This window comes from Archangium lansingense (assembly GCF_026626635.1).
Taxonomy (GTDB): Bacteria; Myxococcota; Myxococcia; order Myxococcales; family Myxococcaceae; genus Archangium; species Archangium lansingense.
The window spans coordinates 8158581-8178022 of the sequence record NZ_JAPNKA010000001.1 but is presented as its reverse complement, the minus strand read 5'-3'; the positions used below and the strand labels follow the sequence as shown (position 1 = coordinate 8178022).

The following is a 19442-nucleotide window of genomic DNA, read 5'->3' as shown; positions in this document are numbered from 1 at the left end:
GCCCTGATGCATCGTTTCACTCAATACATGAACCCGCACCTCGGCGGGTTGCTCGAACGGCTTTGCCTGGATACGCGGTTCGTGCGAGGCGAGGGCTGCTACCTCTACGATGATGAGGGCAGGCGCTACCTCGACTTCGTCGCCGCCTACGGGGCGCTGCCTTTCGGCTTCAACCCGCCCGAGGTGTGGCAGGCCCTGCACGAGGTGGAGGCGAGCCAGGAGCCCTCCTTCGTGCAGCCTTCCTCGATGGAGGCCGCCGGTGCGCTGGCCGAGAAGCTGATCGAGATCGCGCCCGAGGGACTGCGCTACGTCACCTTCGCCAACAGTGGTGCCGAGGCGGTGGAGGCAGCCCTCAAGATGTGCCGGGCCGCGACGGGACGCCCGGGCATTCTCACCACTCACAACTCGTTCCATGGCAAGACGCTGGGCGCGCTCTCCGCCACGGGCAATGACAGCTACCAGCAGAGTTTCGGTGCCCCCGTGGCTGGCTTCGAGCGCATTCCCTACGGAGACCTCGAGGCACTTCGGCGGGTGCTGGAGGAGCGGGGCGGACAGTTCGCCGCCTTCATCCTGGAGCCCATTCAGGGCGAGGGTGGCATCATCGTCCCGCCTCCCGGCTACCTGGCGGCGGCTCGCGAGCTGTGCCGGGAGCATGGCGTCCTCTTCGTGCTGGATGAAATCCAAACGGGCCTGGGACGCACCGGACACCTCTTCGCGTGCCAGGCCGAGGGCGTCTCCCCCGACGTCATGACGCTGGCCAAGGCGCTCGGCGGCGGGCTCCTGCCCATCGGCGCGGTGCTCTGCTCCGAGGCCGCCTGCTCCGAGGAGTTCTCGATGAAGCACTCCTCGACGTTCGCCGGCAACACCCTGGCCTGCCGCGTGGGCCTGCGCGTCCTGGAACTGCTGACGCGGGACGATCAGGCTCTCGTGCGCCAGGTGGCGGAGAACGGTGCCTTCCTGAAGGCCGGCCTGGAGCAGCTGCAGCGTCGCTACTCCAACGTGCTGCGCGACGTGCGCGGGCGGGGTTACTTGCTGGGCCTGGAGCTCCAGGTGGACCCGGACACCTACGGTCATGCCAGCTTCCTGGAGGTCCTGAGCTCGCAGAAGAACCTCTCCCCGCTCCTCTCCAGCTACCTGCTCAACGTGGAGCGGCTGCGCGTGGCGCCCACGCTGAATGGCTCGTCCGTCATCCGCATCGAGCCGCCGCTGATCGCCACCCGGCAAATGGGGGAGCAGGCCATCGTCTCCATCGAGCGAATGCTGGGAGCCCTGGCCGTGGGCAATACGGCCGAGCTGCTCCACCACCTGCTGGGCACTCAGACCCGCCCGCATTTCGTGTCTGTCTCCTCCGGCCGCTCGTTGCCCACCCCGACGGGGGCTCCCGAGGAGGGCCGGTTCGCCTTCCTCGTCCATCCGGTCACCCCGAGCAACTACGCCGAGTTCGACAAGAGCCTGGCGGTCCTGAAGCCCGAGGAGCTGCAGCGGCTCGCCTTGCGATTCAACGACATGAGCACCCCCTTCGTGGCGGGGAGCACCCGCATCGAGGCGCAGGGCGGGAAGACGGCCCATGGCGAGTTCATCGTCGTGCCGCGCACCGCCGAGGAGTTCCTGCGAATGCCAACCCGGCAGGCCGTGGCCGAGGTGCGGGCTGGTGTCGAGCTCGCCCGGGAGCGGGGTGCGAAGCTCGTGGGCCTGGGTGCCTTCACCTCCGTCGTCACCAAGGGCGGCTTGCTCCTGCGAGACACCGGTGTGGCCCTCACCACGGGCAACAGCTACACGGTCGTGGCGGCGGTCGATGCGATCAACCAGGCGATGAGCGGGCTCGGCACGCGGCCCACCGACGCCATCGCGGCCGTGGTTGGCGCCACGGGCTCCATCGGCCGGGCGACGGCCATCCTGCTGGCCGAGAGTGTCGGGCGGCTCCTGCTGGTCGGCAACCCGGCCAATCCGGAGCGGAGCCTCCAGCGGCTGAGCCGCGTCGCGGTAGACCTGTGCCGCTCCGTCGTCCAGCAGCTCCATCGGGGCCAGAGCTTCGAGCCTGGGACCCTGGCGGACGCGGTGCGGCTCCAGGGTTCGTTGCCTCCGCCTGATGCGGAACCGGAGCTGTTCGCGGAGCTCGTGGCGGGCCTGGCGCGGCAGGACCGGCTGGTGCTGACGACCGACCTCGCCCACCTGCTGCCCCAGGCGGACCTCGTGGTGACGGCCACGAGCAGCATCGAGGGCCTGGTCACCCCGCAGATCCTGAAGCCCCAGGCGGTGGTGTGCGATCTCTCGCGTCCCCCGAATGTGTCGCGCGCGGTGAAGAAGGCCCGGCCGGACGTGCTCGTCATCGACGGGGGAGTGGTGGCGGTCCCCGGCCTCCCGGACCTCGGGTGGCACTTCGGCTTCGAGCAGGGGCTGGCCTACGCCTGCATGTCCGAGACGATGATCCTCTCCCTGGAGCACCACTACCAGGACACGTCGATCGGCTCGGATCTCAACCTGCCGACCATCCTCCACCTGCGTGAGACCGGCGCGGTGCTCGGCTTCCAACTGGCCCAGCTCCGCAGCTTCGACCGGCCCCTGTCCGACGCGGAGTGGCACCGCCACGTGCAACTCCGGAAGAGCGCGTAGCGCGGTCCGTCCATCCCCGTCCACGAGGAGTGAGAACGCCCCATGTCCGAGATCGAAATCCTCCCCAGCATCCATGACATCCCACGCGCCGAGTGGGAGGCGATGGCCCCTGCCGATGACCCGCTCTGGCGCTGGTCCTTCTTCGAGGCGATGGAGACCACCGGCATCGGCCTGGATGGTTTCGCCTACCTGTCGCTCAAGCGCGACGGGAAGCGGCTCGCCCTCCTGCCTGTCTTCTGGCTGGAGGCCCTGAAGCTGGATGACGCCTCCGGCAAGTCCTGGCCGATGGTCCAGCGGGTCCGCCAGTGGTGGCCCGGGTTCTTCAGCATCTCCACGCTGGTTTGTGGCAATCCCCTGGCCGATGGCCGGTTGCTCGTGGCTCCCGGGGTAGGGGAGGTGGAGTCGCGGCCGCTCATCCAGGCCGTTCGGGCGCTGGCCCGGCGCAAGCGCCTGCGGTGGATCTTCTTCAAGGACTTTGGCGAGAAGGAGCTCGCGAAGCTGTTCCCCGACTCCGTCCGGCCTCCCTTCTTCGAGGTGGAGGCCATGCCGGATGCCGTCCTGTCGCTACTGTGGAACGACTTCGAGGGGTATCTGGCCCACCTGAGCCCGAAGTCGCGCTGGTCCACGCGCCGCCGGCTGCGCAAGGTGCACGAGGCTCCGGGCGTCCGCATCGAGGTGCTCGAGGACTTCTCCCACCTCATTCCCCAGATGCTCCCGCTGTACCGGCAGGTCTACGACAACGCCGATGCTCGGATGGACCTGCTGACTTCGGAGTTCTTCGCCACGGTGGCGGAGAATCCCGAGTTGAGGCCCACCGTGATCGCATGTTGGAAGGACGAGCGGCTGATTGGCTTCCTGCTCTGTGTGTTCTCCGGCGGCGAGTGCACGAGCCTGCGCATCGGGCTGGACTACCCCCAGCTCGAGGAGCTGCCCGTCTACTTCGTGCTCTTCGTCGAGAGCATCCGGTTGGCCCTGGAGCGCGGCTGTCACGCGGTCAACTTCACCCAGACCAGCTACGTCAACAAGCTGCGGATGGGCAGTCACCTGAGGACCTTCACCCACGCGGTGACTCACTCCAACCCACTGGTGCGCCGGCTGGCCCGGCGTTTCCTACCCAAGACGATGGGGCGATACCGGGACTGGGAGGAGGTTCATAACTACCTCGCGAAACAGGACTCGGGCACGTGGGTTCCCGAGTCTCGCGAGGACGGTGGCGCCAGCGAGGATCGTGCGGCCGCGCACTGAGGTCCGGTGCGCCGCGTCACATCCTCCAGGGCGACACACCATCCATGGGTGCAAGGTTTCGTGCCCGGACAAGACCCAAAGGGAGATTGAGTGATGGCCCAGATCGACAGCGAGCAGGCGGCGGTTGCCAGCCTTCTGGAGACGTTCATCGGCGTCATGGCGAGGCGGCATGTCGCTCTGGACAGCCGTGTCCACCGGCCGGTCTTTCTCAAGCCCCAGGGCACCGCCCGGGGCGTATTCAAGATCCGGCATGATCTGCCCGCGGACCTGCGCGTCGGCGTCTTCTCCCACAAGGAGTTTCCCGCCTGGGTGCGGTTCTCTGGAGATACGGTCCCGCAGAACACCGACCTGGCCAACAACACCCTCGGCCTGGGCATCAAGCTGCTCGGCGTACCAGGCACCAAGCTCCTCGATGGGGAGGAGGGCGCGCTGACCCACGACTTCGTGTTGCAGAACCACGACGTGTTCTTCGTGGATAACGCCCAGGAGTTCGCCGAGTTCTCCGCTGCCGCGCTGGCGGGAGACGAGGAGCTGGCCCAGTTCTTCGCCACCCACCCCACGGCCGCCGCGATCCTCCAGGAGATGGCGTCCAAGCAGGAGGAGAGTCTGCTGCTGGCGAGCTTCTTCAGTGCCGTGCCGTACGCCTTCGGAGAGCGCTTCGTCAAATACGCCGTGCGGCCGTGCCGCCCTGGCAAGCACCGTCCGCAGGGCCCCAAGAGCGAGCGTGGTCCTGACTACCTGCGCCGGGACTTGCGCGAGCGCCTCCTGGATGACGAGGCGCGCTTCGACTTCTTCCTCCAGTTCCAAAAGGACCCGGTGACCATGCCCATCGAGAAGGCCACCGTCCGTTGGAGCGAGAGCGTCTCTCCGTTCATCCACGTGGCCACGCTCGAGCTGGCCAGGCAGGACATCGATTTGCCCGGCCAGCAGGAGAACATCGACGACCAGTCCTTCACGGGCTGGCACGCGCTCCCGGAGCATGCCCCCGTCGGGAGCGTCAATCGTGCCCGGCGTGTTGTCTACAAGGCCTCGGCGGACTACCGGCGCCGCCGCAACCACGTCCCCATTGGCGAGCCGTTCGAGTCGGTCCGGCTTCGCTGACCCTTCCCGCGGATCCTCCGCCCAGGTGCCTCCATGTCCTCTCCTCACGACAGAATCGTCTCGTGTGCCATCCATCCCGCCATCGGCATTGCCCGGGTTGGCAGCTCGCAGAATGGGCACTTCCCAGGCCCGGAGGTGCCGGGGGCCCGGCCTTCCCCCGACATGCGCTTCAAAGATGAGGAGGGGCGCATCAAGCGTCAGGTCGCGCGCTTTCGCATCTATGGCTTCGATGCCCAGGGACGGGTGGTGAAGGAGCTCACCGCCGACGAGGCCCAGATTGAATGGCGCGTGCACCTGGCCAACCGCAAGGCGGGTTGGTACGAGTTCCACAACGCGATGGACCTCGGGCCGCTGGCCCTGCAGGCACCGCGGCGCAACGCCAACTTCCCGTTCCCCCGCGAGGTGCTCGTCATTGATCCGGGGCCGCGCGCCATCAGTGGCACCAACACGCAAGGGCCCGGCTTCCAGTTCAACAGCGGCATGTTCGTGGATCGGCAGGTGTACCTGGGCGAGCTGCGCACGGACGACAAGGGCCGGCTCCTGGTACTGGGCGGGCGCGGCCAGTCGGGCGCGTTCGATGGTTCCAGGCCTCTCACCTTTGCCAACAACAATGGCTGGTTCGACGACACCGCGGACGGGCCGGTGCGCGCGACGGTGCGGCTCGGCAACCGGACCCTGGAGGCGGAGCCCGCGATGGTCGTGGTCTCGCCGCCCAACTACGGGCCAGGGCTCTACGCCGTGGTCACCATGTATGACGTGGTGCTGGATCTCCACATCCGGTTGGGTAACCTCGACGCCCCGCCAGAGAAGCCCTCGTTCTGGCGCGACATCTTCCCCATCTTCGAGCGGATGGTGACGCTGGGTCACGTCAACCGGGGCATCTTCACGCTCCTCGGAACCGGTTCGCCGAGCGACCTGCTGGCACCGGAGCTGCTCGAGAAGCTCGCGGATCCCTCGGCCGCGTCGGCGCCGGTACGCCAGCGCCTGTTCCGCTGGTTCAGGGATCCGGACTCCACCGTCGAGCAACGGGCCTATCTGCCACCCTTCTACGGTGATGCCTTCGTCGACTTCCAGGGCGTGCCGGGCACCGGCCTGTCGGTGACGCGGACCCAGTACGCCATGCTGCGCGCGTGGGCGGAAGGCCGCTTCACCCACGACCCGAAGGATCGCCCCTACCCACCCAGCTCCTTCGATGCGATCCCCCTGGCCGACCAGCCGCACGCGCTCGATCGGGCCAATCTGGAGGAGTGCCTCGGTGGTCCCTTCCACCCGGGTATCGAGCTGACCTGGACGCTCCGCATCCCGAGGATGTGGCGGAGGCCCTTCCGGCTCAACGTCCTGCCCGAGGGCACTCCGGTGCGGATGGACTTCGGCGAGGTGCTGACCCCCGAGGTCGCGCTTGGGCCCGGAGGTCCGCACGAGGCGAGTGGCCCCGGGACGCTCACTCGATTCATGGGCGTGCCCTGGCAGACCGACGAGGCGAGCTGCCTGGCGGGTTACGAGCTGGGCACCTATCTCCCCGTCCCCAGCTTCTGGGCAGCTCGGGTTCCCAACCACGTGCTGCCGGAGTTCGCGTACCAGCGCCTCATGAAGGAGTCGCTGTCGCTCGCGCAGCGTCACAAGCACCTCAACAACCGGCCGGACTGGTTGCGCCACCTGTCGGATCAGTTCCTGGACCGCATCAACAACATGGTCAGCCTGTGGGATCGGGTGGGCATCGCCGCCCAGCGGCCAGGGCCCAAGGACTTCGCGGAGGCGGAGTTGCCGGAGCGCCTGTGGGTGGAGACGGAGATAGGACCCGAGCTGACGGCCAACGACGCGACCGTCACCATGACCCTCATCGCCGAGGGCGATGCACAGCCGGGCATCCCCGCGCCGGTGCCGGTGAAGCTCGTGGCCAGGGCCGCCGTCGCCGCCCCGCCCGCGGCCGCACCGACGGCCCCCGCGGCCGCACCGGAGAAGCTCCATGGACGCATCGTCGCCAGACGCGACCAGCACTAGTCAGAGGGCGCGCTCGCGTCCCCCAAGGGTCCTCATCGCTGGAGGAGGTCCCGGGGGCGCGGCCACGGCCATCGCGCTCGCGGCCCATGGCATCCAGGCCCTGGTGCTCGAGCGAACCGCTGGCCTCCGGTACAAGCCAGGGGAGTGTCTGTCCCCTGGCTTCAAGCCGCTGCTGGCGCGTCTGGGTTTGTCGGACCTCCTCGAGTCGGGAACGTACCGGCCCTTCACGGGCATGGCCTCCGCGTGGGAGCGGGCCGAGCCGACGGAGCGCAATCTGCTCTTCGAGGTGAATGGGGAGGGCTGGCTGCTCGACCGGGCCGCCTTCGAGGCCCGGCTGGCCGAGGTCGCGCGGGCCCGAGGAGCGCTCTGGCGCCAGGGCCACCGGGTGGCGGGTGTCACCCGGACCGAGCACGGCCGCTGGCGGGTCTCGGTGGAGGGCGAGCGGGGAAGGTTCGAGCTCGACGCCGACTTCATCGTCGACGCGACGGGGCGTGCCGCGGCGGTGGCGCGGATGCTCGGAGTGGAGCGCCAGCGGTTCGACGGGCTCGTCGGGAGCTGGGGACTGCTGGAGCCCATCGGAGGTGCTCCACCGCCGGCCGCGAGCCCTATCCACATCGAGGCGATGCGGAATGGCTGGTGGTACGTCGCCCGGCTTCCGGATGGACGCTTCTCCGCGGTGCTGTTCGCGGACCGGGCCGTACTCGAGCCGGAGGCGTTCCTGGCGGCCCTGGAGGAGGCCCCTCATGCGTTGACACTGCTGGGTGGACGCGCCTTCCGTCTCTCCGAGCCGCCCACGGCACACCCGGCGCATAGCTCGCGACTGAAGCGGGCCTGTGGCCCTGGATGGTTCGCCGTCGGGGATGCCGCGGCCTCCTTCGATCCCCTCTCGTCCTATGGCATTGGCTCGGCGCTCGGGACTGGGTTCTATGCCGCCCAGGCCATCGTTTCCGCCTGGGCGGGGGAGGCCACGAGCCTCGAGGCCTATCGCTACCTCCTCGACAGCCGCTACCCGCACTACCTCGACACGCTGCGAGAGCGGTACCGGGCGGTCACCCGGTGGCCGGACGCGCCCTTCTGGGAAAGGAGGCGGAGACAGGACTCGGACGTCCCCCTACCGGGAGAGGCGGGGCCGGAGCCCGCGGAACTGCTGCGCTCGGGCCGGCTGCTGGTGTTCCCCACGCCCGAGGACTGAGCTCACCGCGGCCGGATGCGGCACCGGGCCTCGGCGGCGCGTGCCTGTGCGGCCTCCTCGTGCCGGCCGGTCGCCTCCATGAGGGCGGCTGCGCGGGCATAGTGATCAGCGGCCTGTTCCGGCGGCAGCATCTGCTCATCCGCGTGCGCCGAGGCGAGCAGGTATGGCAGTGCGCGCTCCACCTCGCCTGCCTCCATCCAGTGGTGGGCGAGGTGGATGGCCGGGGCTCCGTCCTGTTCGAGCGTCTGGGCGAGACGGACATGCAGGACCCGGGCGGCGGCGGGGGGAATGCTGGCCAGGACCGCCTCCAGCACCAGGTCGTGGCTGAAGCGCTCGCCCATCAGGACCTGTGCGGCCTCGAGCTCGGCGAACGCGCTCTGGAGGGCGGTGGTGGTCACCTCGAGCGCCTGGGGCACGAGCGCGGCCCGGAATTGAGGACCTGCCAGAGCGGCGAGCTGGGCGGTCTGGAGGGACAGGGGGGAGAGCCGCTCCAGGCGGCGCTGGATGAGGGGGCCGACGCGGCCGGGAGGAGGCAGGCGCTGGGGCCAGTCCTTTTGGAGCGAGTCGGTCTCGATGAGGTGCTTGAGGGTCTCGATGACGTAGAGGGGGTTGCCCCCGGTGTAGCGGGCGAGGGCGTCGGCGTGGTGCTCCGCGCCGGGCAGCTCCAGACTCGCGACCATCCGGCGCACCTCCTCGGGGGAGAGCGGCCCGATGTCGATGACGCGCGCCACCCCCGAGTCCACGAGCTGCCGGACGATGGCTTCCGAGTAGGGGGGCAGCTCTCCCCGGCGGTAGCAGTCGATGAAGCAGGGCATCCGGGCATCTGGCGTGTGGGAGTCCAGCATGCGCATGAACGCATAGGTGAAGGTCCTGGCGCTGGCCTTGTCCCAGTACTGCACGTCATCCACGACGACGACGCTCATCCCGGTCTTCATCAGCCGCATCGCCTCCACCTGTGCCTCCTGGAAGCGCAGCTCGTCGGCCTCGGAGACGAGGGGAGGGAGCCCGCGCGGGTCGCCGAGCTCGGGCATGATGCGCGAGACCTCGGCACGCACCCAGTCGGGCATCGTCAACCCCGGCCGGTGCTTCATATGGCTGCGGTAGGCACGTGCCTGCGCGGCGAAGGGGACCTCCTGGTCTCCCAGGCGTCCTTCGATGCGTATCCAGGGCCCCTTGGAGGCCGCGAACTCCTCGGCGAGGCGGGACTTGCCGCTGCCGGGATCGCCGGTGATGAACAACAGCTGGCCCGCCTTCCAGCCCTCCTCGAGCTGTTGCCAGGCGGCTTCCCGGCCCGCGAGCACGGAGGGCCGGAGTACGGACAGGGGCAGGGACGGGCGGGACGCGACAGGAGGACGGGGAAGCTCGGTGCCCCTCTCGATCTGCCGCACCAGGGCGAGGGTCTCGGCCATGGGGGTGACGTCCAGCTCGCGGGAGAGGACGGAGCGCAGCCGCTCGAAGGCTGCGAGGGCGGCGCCGCGGTCTCCCTGGAGGTAGTGCAGGCGGATGAGGTGGCGGCCGGCCTGCTCGGACTCGGGCTCCTGCTGTACCCAGGCCTGGGCCAGGGCGAGGGCGGCCGTCCGGTCACCCTGGGCCATGTGGCGCTCGATCTCCGCCTCACGTGCCTCGCGCACCCAGCCCTCTACTGCGGCGCGGGCTCCGTCCAGCCACCGCGCCAGCTCGGGGCAGTCATCGAAGTCGAAGCCAGACAGCAGCGGACCCGAGCCCTCGGGATGCAGGGCCTCGAGCGCCCGTGCATGTTCGCGGGCCAGGGCGGCGGACTTCAGGCTCGCGACGTCCAACCGCAGCGAGGGACCGAGTGCTAGACGTTCAGCGTCGGCCTCCACTACCTCCAGGCCGCCACACGCCAGGCGCAGGCGGCGCAGGAGTTGGCGCATGTTGTTGCGTGCGGTGGCCTGGGGCGAATCGGGCCACAACAGGCTCGTCAGGGACGCCTTGGAGGAGGGCCCTTCCAGGCCCAGATAGGCCAGCAGTGTTGCCGCTCGCCGCTCCAGCCTCGCCCGCTGCCGGTCGGGGCCCTCTAGCTGCGCCAGCCCCAGCACTCGTGCTGTCCACTCGGTCCTGACCACCTTCGACTCTCCCTGGCTCGTTTCCCGCGACCGTCACGCTCCCTGCACCCTGCCTTGCGGAGAGACACTCCAGCAACGCATTGCAGTGCAGAGAAACTCTTACAGACGGCTGGGCAGGTCTCCGGCCAGGGAAGAGAGGAATCACGCATCTGCCACATGCTCTACGGTCAGGATTCCTCGCGCTCGAAGCGCTTGAGGAGCCGGAGTGATTCCAGGTCGATCGTGGAGAGCAGGCGGGAGCCCCGGATGACGAGCTCGGAGGGGCGTGTGACGAGGTAGCGGGCCTCCCAGGTGAAGTCGGGGCCAACGAAACACCAGCTGTCCCCATCGGGCAGCAGCCCCACCGTCCACGCGGGCTCCACGTACAGCTTGTAACCCCACAGCGCCTCGCGGCTCGCGCCCTTCTCGAAGGGCACGTGTGGATCGAAGAGCAGGGGAGGGTGGTGGTCCTCGGGATCGATGACTGCGAGGCGCTCTCCCGGTGGCACGAGCGTCCGGAAGGCCCCGAGCACTCGCTCCTGGAGCTCGAGGATCTCGTCGGCCATCACCGCGTCATAGGGGGAGAAGTCGGCCGGGATGCGGTAGCGCACCCCCGCGCTCTCTTCCCGCGCCAGCACTGCCCGGGCCGGCTCGACTCTCGGATCGTCGAACTCGAGCCGCACCCAGGCGTTCATCCCCTCATCACCGGGCGAGATGGCGGATCCACCTGCTGCCGATGCTCGTAGGCGAGTCCGAGCCGGGTCACCTCGTCCGACACCGACTTCAGCATCAGGGACGCATGCTGGGTCGAGTCGATCCGGCTGACCGTCTCCTCCATGATGACGGAGAGCTGCCGGATGGCGGTGAAGATCTGCGAGACGCCCTCGTTCTGCTGGCGGACGGTGGCGGAGATCTGCCGGACGCTGGCGGTGCTCTGCTGGACCATGTCGGACACCTCGCGGAAGTTCTCGCCGGAGCGCTTGATGCGCAGCATGCCATCCTCGAGCTGCAGGGTGCCCTGATCGCCCATGACCACCGCGTCGTTGATGGCGAGGGTGATGTCCTCGAGGATGTCGCGGATGCGGCCCGTGGCCTGGATCGATTGATCGGCCATGCCCCGGATCTCCCGAGCCACCACGGCGAAGCCCTTGCCGTGCTCTCCGGAGCGCACGGCCTCGATGGAGGCGTTGAGCGCCAGCATGTTGGACCTGTCCGCGATGCCCTTCACTGTCGTGGTGATGGTGCTGAGCTGCCGCGTGCTGTCCCCCAGCCGGGACACCTTGTCGCGCATCCCATCCACGAAGTGGCGGATGGTGGCGAGCCCCTCGAGGCTCTGTTGCAGGGCCTGCTCGCCGGAGCGGCCCAGCTCCTCCACCCGCGCGGCCACCGTCAGCACGGCATCGGCCTTCTGGGCGGCCGTCTCCGAGGTCTGCTTGATCTCCTCGGACGTCACCTGGGCCTGCTGGAGGGCCGTGGCCTGCTGGGTGAGGCTGCGGCGCTGATGCTCGATCTCGCTGCTCAGGCTGGTGCCCGCCTCGGACAAGCGGCCGGCCGAGGTGCTCAGCGTGAGGGGAATCTCCTGCAGCTTGACGAGCACGGACTTCATTCCGTCCGCCATGTCTCCGGCCTCGTCGGTGGAGACCCAGGCCGGCGCCTTGGGCATCCCCATGGCCAGCGCCTCGATGGCCTCGCGGACCGTGCGCATGGCCCGGGACTGCCGCCACACCTGCAAGGCCACCACCAGCGTGGGGAAGATGAAGACAAGCGCGAAGAGGCCCACGAACGGCAGGCCCAGCTCCCGGGTGAGCGTCCCCGAGGCCTGACGCAGCTGCTCGGCTACGTGGGTGGCGCCCTGCGCCTCGAACTTCTCGACCAATTGCTCCTGGACGCGGTTGAACTTGATGACCATCACCACGCCGGCCAGGAAGAGTGTGGACACCAACGCGCTGGCCACCGCGTACGGCTGGTACCAGGACTGGCGAGGCCAGAAGTAGCCGCGGCCGGCGGCCTGCGTGCCGCCCAGTCGATCCTGCTCCGCCAGGGCGTGCTTCATCGTCCAGTGCTCGAGGATGGGCACGATGGGGAAGGACACCATCACGCCGAAGGCCGTGGCGATGGCCGTGACGGGAATGACCGCCTGGAGGCTCTGTCCCGTCATCAGGCAGACGCCGAGCATGAAGCAGGCGCCGGCGTGAAACCAGGTGAGCTGCAAGCAGTAGAAGGCGATGCGCGAGGGCAGCTTGAGGATGCGCACCAGCCGAGTTCCCTCCTCATCCGTGGGCCGGAGCTCGAACGTTCTCCGCACCAGCCAGCGCAGCACCAGGAAGAGCACCAGGCTGGCGTTGAACACCACCACCAGGGGCAGCATGGTGAGCACGGCGCGCACGTCCTCGGGACGCTCCAGTCCCACGAAGAGGCTCGCCGTGTAGGTGGAGAACGGCGTGAGGGGGATGTTGGACCCGAGCAGCAACAACAGCATGCGCCGCGTGAGCGCTGCCTGTTGTTTCTTATCCGTCATGTCCACCGGGTTCACCTGACGCGTCACCTGTGCCTCCTTCAGCGCGCTCGCTCCTACACCCGCGGCGCGTGGCGGGACTGTCATGGAGGCAGGAGGCAGTCAACCCACCCGGTCAGATGGACGATGTTGCTTTTCCCGTAATGCCGGAAAAATCCTCTAGCGCTGGGGGTGAAGATGTGAGAATAGTGGCGACATGGTGAGCCTGAAACCACATCCTCAAAGGGGTTGGAGATGACCCGTTCCTTTATTGCGCTGGGAATGGCGGCCCCGGTTGTGACGGACGTGGGGGTTCGCGGCAAGCACTTCGAGGTCACCCGGAAGCTGAAGAACGAGTATTCCGCCGAGGAGTTCAAGCTCTTCCCGCAGGCGTCGCAGGCGCGGGTGTTCGAGCTGTGCAACAGGCTGATGCCGGAGCTGGCGGAGTGGTGCGAGCGGTTTCCGGCCATCGCGACCTCGCGGGTGCAGTCCACGGCGCTGACGGGGGCGGTGGCCGCCGTTCCGGGTTCCACGTTCGCGCAGAACGTGCTGCTCACCAAGGTGGGTCTCATCACCTTCGCCATCGACGACATCGCGGATGGGGAGGTGGGTGAGCTCACGGAGGACGAGCGCCTGTGGATGATGGACCGCTACCTGCTGACGGTGGAGTCACCCAGTACCGAGGACTGGGATGCGGCGCGCGGCGAGGCGGAGTGCATCGGGGCTGCATTGAAGGAGCTGACGCTGGAGTTGATGGCCGCGCCGGGCGCGACGCGCTTCGGCTGGCTGTGGCGGGAGCACTTCCGGCGGATGTGCGCGAGCCACCAGGCGGAGCTGTGCGCCAAGCGCCTGTTCCAGAGCCAGCGGATGCTGCCGGAGTTCGAGGACTACCTGCAGGCGGGGCAGTGGAGCATTTCCCTGCCCATGTGGGCCGCGGCCGTGCTCTTGGTGCTCAACCCCGAGGTCGAGCACGATCTGTCGGAGGATCCGCTGATCGAGGACATCCTGCGCGAGCTGGGGCTGCTGGTGCGCTGGACGAATGACATCCGGAGCTTCGACCGGGAGTCGCGCGAGGGGAAGTCCAACGCGCTGACGCTGCTGATGCAGCTGGGGATGAACGAGGCGGAGGCGGAGCTCGAGGCGGCGAGGCGCTCAGGCGTGCACCTGCGCGAGCTGGAGTCCCTCACGGCGATGCTGCCCTCGTGCCTGGAGGAGTGGGGCAAGTCCGTGGTCCGCACGGGGCGCTTCTGCCGCAACGTCTACCTGAAGCAGGAGTTCCACCACTGGCAGTCGTAGGGACTCACCCGGACAGGCGGCGGACCCAGTCGAAGTACGTAGCCCTCGGGTCCTCCAGCGGATTGCGGAACAGCGCGCGGAGCTCCGCGCGGTCCACTTTGCCCCCGTCGAAGTCCCGGTAGAGCGCGTCTCCCAGCAGATAGCCGAGCGCGTGGCTGACGCCGTGGAAGAGCCGGTCCTTGCGCAGGGGCAACAGCTTCACCGCCTCGTCCGGTACCTCCACCTCCGCCGCCTTGTGCGCCAGCACGAACGCGGCGATCTGCCGCTCCACGCCCCGCGCTCCAGCGAAGCGCAGCGCCCACTCTCCCGTTCCCAGGCAGGTGCGCCGCGGGTTCACCAGCTTCGAGCCGAAGAAGCCCAGCGCCTCCTCCAGGCACCGCGCGTAGAAGGCATCCGAGGCCCGTCGCGGCGCGTCCATCGCGTCGCCCACCGCGCAGTGCCGGACGAAGTGCGCCGCCTCCTCGGCCGCGTGGTTCAGCGACAGCGAGGCCAGGTACGCCGTCCGCGACCGGGGGATGTAGCAGCTCTCGCGCGAGAGGATGTGCCGCCGGAGCTGGAGCAGCTCGCCCTGCGTGAAGCGGCCTCGCTGCTGGATGCGCACCAGCGCGTCCTCGTCCGCCGCCGTCACCACCTCCACCTCGTCCAGCCACCGGCCCACCGGCACTCCCGCCAGCCGGCCGATGAGGCTCGCCATCTCCCGGAAGCGCTCCGCCGCGCTCCGATCCCTCAGCGGCGAGTCCCCGGACTCCGCCTCCAGGTAGTCCAGGAAGCTCTGCTGGCACACCACCGGTGAGGCATTCAGCAAGCACACCGCGCCGTCCGGCAGCTCCACCGCGGGCGACATGCCCACCTTGCCCTCGTGGGCCAGCCGCCAGTACACGCCCTCGGCGTTCTGGTACACCACCAGCCCGCGCGTCCCATGCCCCTCGCCCAGGGCCCGCTCCACCTGGGCCGGCAGGTGGCAGGGCGCCACGTGGTACTGGCCCACCAGCACCATCACCCGCGGCTTGTCCTCCGCCCGCACCGCCCGGGCGATTCGCTCCGCTGCGTACGCGTCCCGCAGCTCCAGGGAGCGCTCGCCCTGTGCGCGCCGGTCGATGCCCACCACCTGCAGCCGATGACGCTTCGCATAGGCCAGCAGCGTGCGCAGGCCCGACCAGGAGCCCTGGCTCGTGCCATGCCCCAGCCGGGCGAGCAGTGGCTTCTCCGCCAGGCGCCCCGCGAGGTACGCCTCCACCGCTGACTGGTGCCGTCCCTCCACGCACTCGAGCGCGAGGACGACCCGACGGCCTGCCTCCCGCACGCCCTCGACCAGCTCCAGGTACGTCTCCTGAGCCAGGGGCAGCGTGTGGTAGTCGCCCACGTACACCACGTCCGCTGCCTGCACCCGCTGAGACACTGCCGAGGCCGTCAGGACCCGACGGTATTCGGACGTCCGCCGACGGTAGCGGGTCTCATAGGCTCGGAAGGCCGCGGACTGCCCCTCGATGGCCCGAGCAATCTGGGCCTTCTGACGGCGGAACAGGGCGAGGTGGAGGGCGAGCGACGCGCGCATGGACGATCACAAGTCGCATGCGAGCGCCAGCCCGGCAAAAATTCGGCGCCCCTGACCCCCCTTCCTTGACGGGCCGAACCCCTCGGGAGACGATCGGGGTTACCCGTGAAGTCTGTACTTTCGAGATCACGCCCCGTCCTCCTCGTGCTCGTGCTCCTCACGGCGCTGCCCGTGCTTGCGCAGGAGCCGTCGTCGCTGCTGCACAACGCGCCCGCGCAGGCAGAGCCCGGGGTGGCGCTCGTCGTGGACGGCGTGCTCACCGGGACGCAGCGCATCGTGCGGGTAGTCATCCGCTACCGCGGGCCGGGCGAGCCCTACGCCGAGGCCGCCCTGGAACTGCAGTACGGCGATCTGTACCGGGGGGCCATCCCCGCGATGAGCATGGTCCCGCCCGGCGTCGAGTACTACGTGGAGGGTTTCACTCCGAGTGGAGAGCGCCTGTCCCTCTACAAGAGCGCCACGCGGCCGGCCCGCGTCGTCGTGGTGGGCCAGGTGCCCTCGACGCGCACGCCGCTCTCCACCCGGTCCGTCGAGCCCGAGCCCGTCGCCAAGGCCGAGCCTCCCTCCCGGAACGAGCGCAAGTCCGAGCCGGGCCGGAAGGGTGAGCCCATTTCGAGAGTGGAGCCGGCACCGAAGTCGGAACCAGCACCGAAGAGGGTGGAGCCGGCACCGAAGTCGGAACCGGCACCAAAGTCGGAGCCAGCCCTGAAGGCCGAGCCCGCCCCGAAGAGCGAGCGCAAGCCAGAGCCCGTCCGGAAGTCCGGGTCCTCCGGGTCCGATGACGCCATGGCGGCCCTGACCGCCGAGCTGCCTCCGGACAGCGGGAGTGCCACCCCTCGTCCAGCCCCCGCGCGGCCCTCGCGTTCCGCCGAGCCCGAGCAGCCCGAGTCGAAGCGCTCGGAGCTCGAGGAGGACCTCGCCCTCTACACCGCCGAGGACACCCTGGCGCTGGCCACCCGGCACGAGGAGAAGGTGAAGAAGGTGCCCGCCATCGCCGCCTCCTTCGGGCGTGAGCAGATCCGCGCGCTGGGTGCGCGCACGGTGGCGGACGTGCTGGACGTGATGCCTGGGCTCACCCTCAGCCGTGATGTGCAGGGCTTCCACCGCGTCGCCATCCGCGGCCTGCGCAACGATGCCGAGGTGCTCTTTCTCCTCAATGGCCAGCGCCTCAACAGCTTCTTCGATGGCAAGGCCCTGATGAACCTGCCGGTGGAGAACCTGGAGCGCATCGAGGTCATCCGCGGGCCCGGCTCGGCGCTCTATGGTGCCGGCGCCTTCCTGGGCGTGGTGAACCTCGTCACCCAGCGCACCGAAGGCATCCACGCGGCCGTCTCCGGGGGTGGTTTTCCCAAGCTCGATGACCGGCTCGCCACGACGTTCGATGGCCATGTCACTGGGGCCCACTCCTTTGGTCGCTTCAAGCTCTTCGGCGATGCGGACGTCTGGCACCAGGTGGGAGGGACGAGTCCGATCGAGACGGACGCGCTCAGCACGGACACGCTCGCCCAGAAGCTGAGAGATCCGTTGGAGCCCTCCGGCTACACCCAGGACGACCGCTTCCTGCTCAACTTCGGCCTGGGGTTCGGTGTCGAGGTGTCGCCCAAGAGCCAGCTCCAGGTCTCCGCGCGGCTGCTCTCCGAGGACCGCACCGCTCTGGTGGGCCTCTTCGACACCGTGGGTCCGGGCTCGCGTCTGGGGTGGCAGGTGTTCCTCGGCGACGTCACCTACGAGCACGAGCTGAGCGAGCGGGTCCGCCTGCGCGCTCGCCTCTATGGGGAGCAGCAGAACACGGACCGGCTCTTCCAGATCGGCCCGGACGGCTTCCGCACCGGTCCGGATGACAACCAGCTCTTCCCCGACGGCATGCTCGAGCAGACGCACGTCACCGTGCGCTCCCTCGGGGCCAGCGTGGACTCGGACCTGGCGCTCTTCGAGGGCAACCGCCTGTCGCTGGGCGCCGTGGCCGAGCTGCAGATGCTGGGCGACTATAGCTACGAGACCAACTACACCCTCGACAGCCGGCTCCGGCCCTCGATGACCACTCCCGAGGGGGTGGTGGACATGCTGAAGATCGCGGATGGCGCGGCGTCGCGGCGCCTGACGTTCAGTGCCTTCGCGCAGGACCAGTGGACGGTGGTGGAGCCGCTCACGCTCACCTTTGGGGTGCGCGTGGACGCCACCCAGCTTCCGTCCGTGAACAACACCAACGCCATCACCGGCACTCAGCTGGTGCCGAGTGTCAACCCGCGCGTGGGGCTCGTCTTCTCCGCCACCGACTCGCTCGTCCTCAAGCTGCTCTTCGGCCGAGCCTTCCGCCCGCCCACGCTCCAGGAGCTGTTGGAGACCATCCCCAACACCTACTACAACCAGGGCCGCTTCGAGGGGAACCCGGCCCTGTTGCCCTCGGTGGTGAACACGCTGGAGGCTGGCGCGGATCTCATCCAGGTCTCTGGCGACTCGCGCGTGCGCCTGCGCGCCAACGCCTTCCTGGAGAGTTTCTCCAACCCCATCGCGGCGGTGGACATCTCGGGCAACATCGTCCCGGTGCGCAACCGCGAGCTGGGCGTGCTCGTCTACGGCGTGGAGGGCGAGGCCCGTTTGGAGGCTTCCAGGCGTGCCACCGCGTGGATCAACGCCAGCCTCTTCCGCGCCGAGGATCAGGAGCTGCCCGCCAACCACCGCTACCTCACCGACACTCCCCAGGCGCGCTTCAACGCTGGCGTGTCCATGCCCATCGGGGACTTCATCAACTTCGATGTCGTGGTGCGCGCGGGCGCCGAGCGGCGCAACAACACCCGCTCCGTGCTGGAGCTCATCCGCCGCTACAAGATTCCGGCCTACGGCCTCATCACCGCGCAGGTGCGCACCGAGCCCATTGGCGACCACTTCGAGCTGGCCGTGGTGGTGCAGAACGTCTTCGACTCCGACCTGCGCGATGACGTCCCCCGGCCGGATCGCATGCCTGGCCTGGTTCCTCGCGAGGGCGTCTCCGCCTTCCTCACTCTGAGGGCTCGCAACTGATGTCCCGCACGCTCACCGCCGCCGTCCTCGCCGTGGCCCTCGCGCCGGGTCTCGGCTGCTTGCAGTACAACGATCCGTGTCAGCCGCTGGTGGCCGATCCGGACTCCACCATCGGCTACCTGGCCGAGGACGTCTTCCTCGACAGGCCCTACGCTCGCCACGACAACAATGCCCTCGGCCAGCTCGCCGCGGATGCCTTCCGGCATGCGGAGGATGGCTCCAAGGCGCCGGCGGAGCTGGGCATCGTCAACGGGGGCTCGCTGCGCGCCGAGGGCCTGTGCGTCACCCGCACCGTCGTCCCCAAGGGGCCCCTCAAGAAAGGCCTGCTGCACGAGATTCTCCTCTTCGAGAACGCCGTGGTGACGGTGAACCTCACCGAGCAGCAGCTGGTGGACATGTTCGAGCACGCGGCGGCGGGGCTGTACCTGGAGGGCCAGCCCATCCTCTTTCCCTCCGGGGCCTTCCTGCACGTGTCCGAGGGCACCACGGTGAGCGTGGACTGCGAGCGTCCCGCGGGCCAGCGGGTGGTGGCGCTCCAGGTGAATGCGCGCACGGTACCCCTGCCGCCTCGAGCGGATCCGTCCATCGTCTACCGCGTGGCGATGCCCAACTTCCTGCTTGGAGGAGGGGATGGCTACGGCGCCATCTTCAAGGACGCGGCCACGGATCTCTCACGCAACCCCGTCACCGCGAGCAGGGCGGAGGGCAAGGCCACGGATGCCAACCTCGCCGAGGCTCATATGCGGTCGAACTACTCGACCGAGACCCGAGCCCTCAGGGAGGCTGGCCGCATTCTCTTCGAGCACTGCGCCCGGCCCGCCCGGCCCGGGGTGCCATAGGGCCGGGGGCGGGGGGCAC

Annotated in this window: 12 protein-coding genes; 8 read left to right on the top strand and 4 right to left on the bottom strand. The window is 68.9% G+C overall.

Going from position 1 to position 19442, the window contains the following annotated elements; genetic code table 11:
* The first annotated feature begins 6 nt into the window (after positions 1 to 6).
* The 5 genes from OV287_RS32630 (at position 7) to OV287_RS32610 (ending at position 8152) form a co-directional block, all read left to right on the top strand.
* A complete protein-coding gene (locus tag OV287_RS32630; protein WP_267537951.1) occupies positions 7 to 2613 on the top strand; it encodes an aminotransferase class III-fold pyridoxal phosphate-dependent enzyme in 2607 nt (868 codons plus the stop codon).
* Positions 2614 to 2655: 42 nt separating this feature from the next.
* Positions 2656 to 3858, top strand: coding sequence for a GNAT family N-acetyltransferase (locus OV287_RS32625; protein WP_267537950.1), 1203 nt, complete (start codon positions 2656 to 2658; stop codon positions 3856 to 3858).
* A 93-nt stretch (positions 3859 to 3951) separates the two neighbouring features.
* A complete protein-coding gene (locus OV287_RS32620; RefSeq protein WP_267537949.1) occupies positions 3952 to 4959 on the top strand; it encodes a catalase family protein in 1008 nt (335 codons plus the stop codon).
* A gap of 33 nt (positions 4960 to 4992) precedes the next feature.
* The gene (locus OV287_RS32615; RefSeq protein ID WP_267537948.1) at positions 4993 to 6960 is read left to right on the top strand and encodes a LodA/GoxA family CTQ-dependent oxidase; all 1968 of its coding nucleotides are present in this window, start codon (positions 4993 to 4995) and stop codon (positions 6958 to 6960) included.
* On the top strand, positions 6926 to 8152 hold the full coding sequence (locus OV287_RS32610; RefSeq protein WP_267537947.1) for a tryptophan 7-halogenase: 1227 nt from the start codon (positions 6926 to 6928) through the stop codon (positions 8150 to 8152). Before OV287_RS32615 ends, OV287_RS32610 begins: the two co-directional genes overlap by 35 nt.
* 2 nt (positions 8153 to 8154) lie before the next feature.
* Here OV287_RS32610 and OV287_RS32605 read toward each other — a convergent pair whose 3' ends face one another.
* From OV287_RS32605 to OV287_RS32595, 3 genes are all read right to left on the bottom strand, one after another.
* Positions 8155 to 10239 (bottom strand): ATP-binding protein, encoded by a 2085-nt coding sequence (locus tag OV287_RS32605; RefSeq protein ID WP_267537946.1) that lies wholly within the window; start codon positions 10237 to 10239, stop codon positions 8155 to 8157.
* A gap of 167 nt (positions 10240 to 10406) precedes the next feature.
* Complete coding sequence (locus OV287_RS32600) at positions 10407 to 10913, bottom strand: DUF2716 domain-containing protein (protein ID WP_267537945.1); 507 nt, start codon at positions 10911 to 10913, stop codon at positions 10407 to 10409.
* Positions 10910 to 12763: a methyl-accepting chemotaxis protein gene (locus OV287_RS32595; RefSeq protein ID WP_267537944.1), complete on the bottom strand. Its 1854-nt coding sequence runs from the start codon at positions 12761 to 12763 to the stop codon at positions 10910 to 10912. Before OV287_RS32595 ends, OV287_RS32600 begins: the two co-directional genes overlap by 4 nt.
* A gap of 204 nt (positions 12764 to 12967) precedes the next feature.
* Here OV287_RS32595 and OV287_RS32590 point away from each other — a divergent pair, with 204 nt between their 5' ends.
* Entirely contained in the window at positions 12968 to 14008 is a 1041-nt protein-coding gene (locus tag OV287_RS32590) for a terpene synthase family protein (protein WP_267537943.1), read from the top strand.
* Between the two features lie 4 nt (positions 14009 to 14012).
* Here the strand turns inward: OV287_RS32590 and OV287_RS32585 are convergent, their stop codons facing one another.
* The gene (locus OV287_RS32585) at positions 14013 to 15563 is read right to left on the bottom strand and encodes a ChaN family lipoprotein (protein ID WP_267537942.1); all 1551 of its coding nucleotides are present in this window, start codon (positions 15561 to 15563) and stop codon (positions 14013 to 14015) included.
* A gap of 105 nt (positions 15564 to 15668) precedes the next feature.
* Here OV287_RS32585 and OV287_RS32580 point away from each other — a divergent pair, with 105 nt between their 5' ends.
* Positions 15669 to 18584 (top strand): TonB-dependent receptor domain-containing protein, encoded by a 2916-nt coding sequence (locus tag OV287_RS32580; RefSeq protein WP_267537941.1) that lies wholly within the window; start codon positions 15669 to 15671, stop codon positions 18582 to 18584.
* Complete coding sequence (locus OV287_RS32575; protein WP_267537940.1) at positions 18584 to 19423, top strand: 5'-nucleotidase C-terminal domain-containing protein; 840 nt, start codon at positions 18584 to 18586, stop codon at positions 19421 to 19423. The genes OV287_RS32580 and OV287_RS32575 overlap by 1 nt, the downstream gene beginning before the upstream one ends.
* The last annotated feature ends 19 nt before the right edge of the window (positions 19424 to 19442 follow it).

Excerpts from the sequence above, each read along its gene's own strand:
- OV287_RS32575 (WP_267537940.1), top strand. The coding sequence starts at position 18,584 with ATGTCCCGCACGCTCACCGCCGCCGTCCTCGCCGTGGCCCTCGCGCCG.
- OV287_RS32590 (WP_267537943.1), top strand. The coding sequence starts at position 12,968 with ATGACCCGTTCCTTTATTGCGCTGGGAATGGCGGCCCCGGTTGTGACG.
- OV287_RS32610 (WP_267537947.1), top strand. The coding sequence starts at position 6,926 with ATGGACGCATCGTCGCCAGACGCGACCAGCACTAGTCAGAGGGCGCGC.
- OV287_RS32615 (WP_267537948.1), top strand. The coding sequence starts at position 4,993 with ATGTCCTCTCCTCACGACAGAATCGTCTCGTGTGCCATCCATCCCGCC.
- OV287_RS32585 (WP_267537942.1), bottom strand. The coding sequence starts at position 15,563 with ATGCGCGCGTCGCTCGCCCTCCACCTCGCCCTGTTCCGCCGTCAGAAG.
- OV287_RS32620 (WP_267537949.1), top strand. The coding sequence starts at position 3,952 with ATGGCCCAGATCGACAGCGAGCAGGCGGCGGTTGCCAGCCTTCTGGAG.
- OV287_RS32625 (WP_267537950.1), top strand. The coding sequence starts at position 2,656 with ATGTCCGAGATCGAAATCCTCCCCAGCATCCATGACATCCCACGCGCC.
- OV287_RS32600 (WP_267537945.1), bottom strand. The coding sequence starts at position 10,913 with ATGAACGCCTGGGTGCGGCTCGAGTTCGACGATCCGAGAGTCGAGCCG.
- OV287_RS32630 (WP_267537951.1), top strand. The coding sequence starts at position 7 with ATGCATCGTTTCACTCAATACATGAACCCGCACCTCGGCGGGTTGCTC.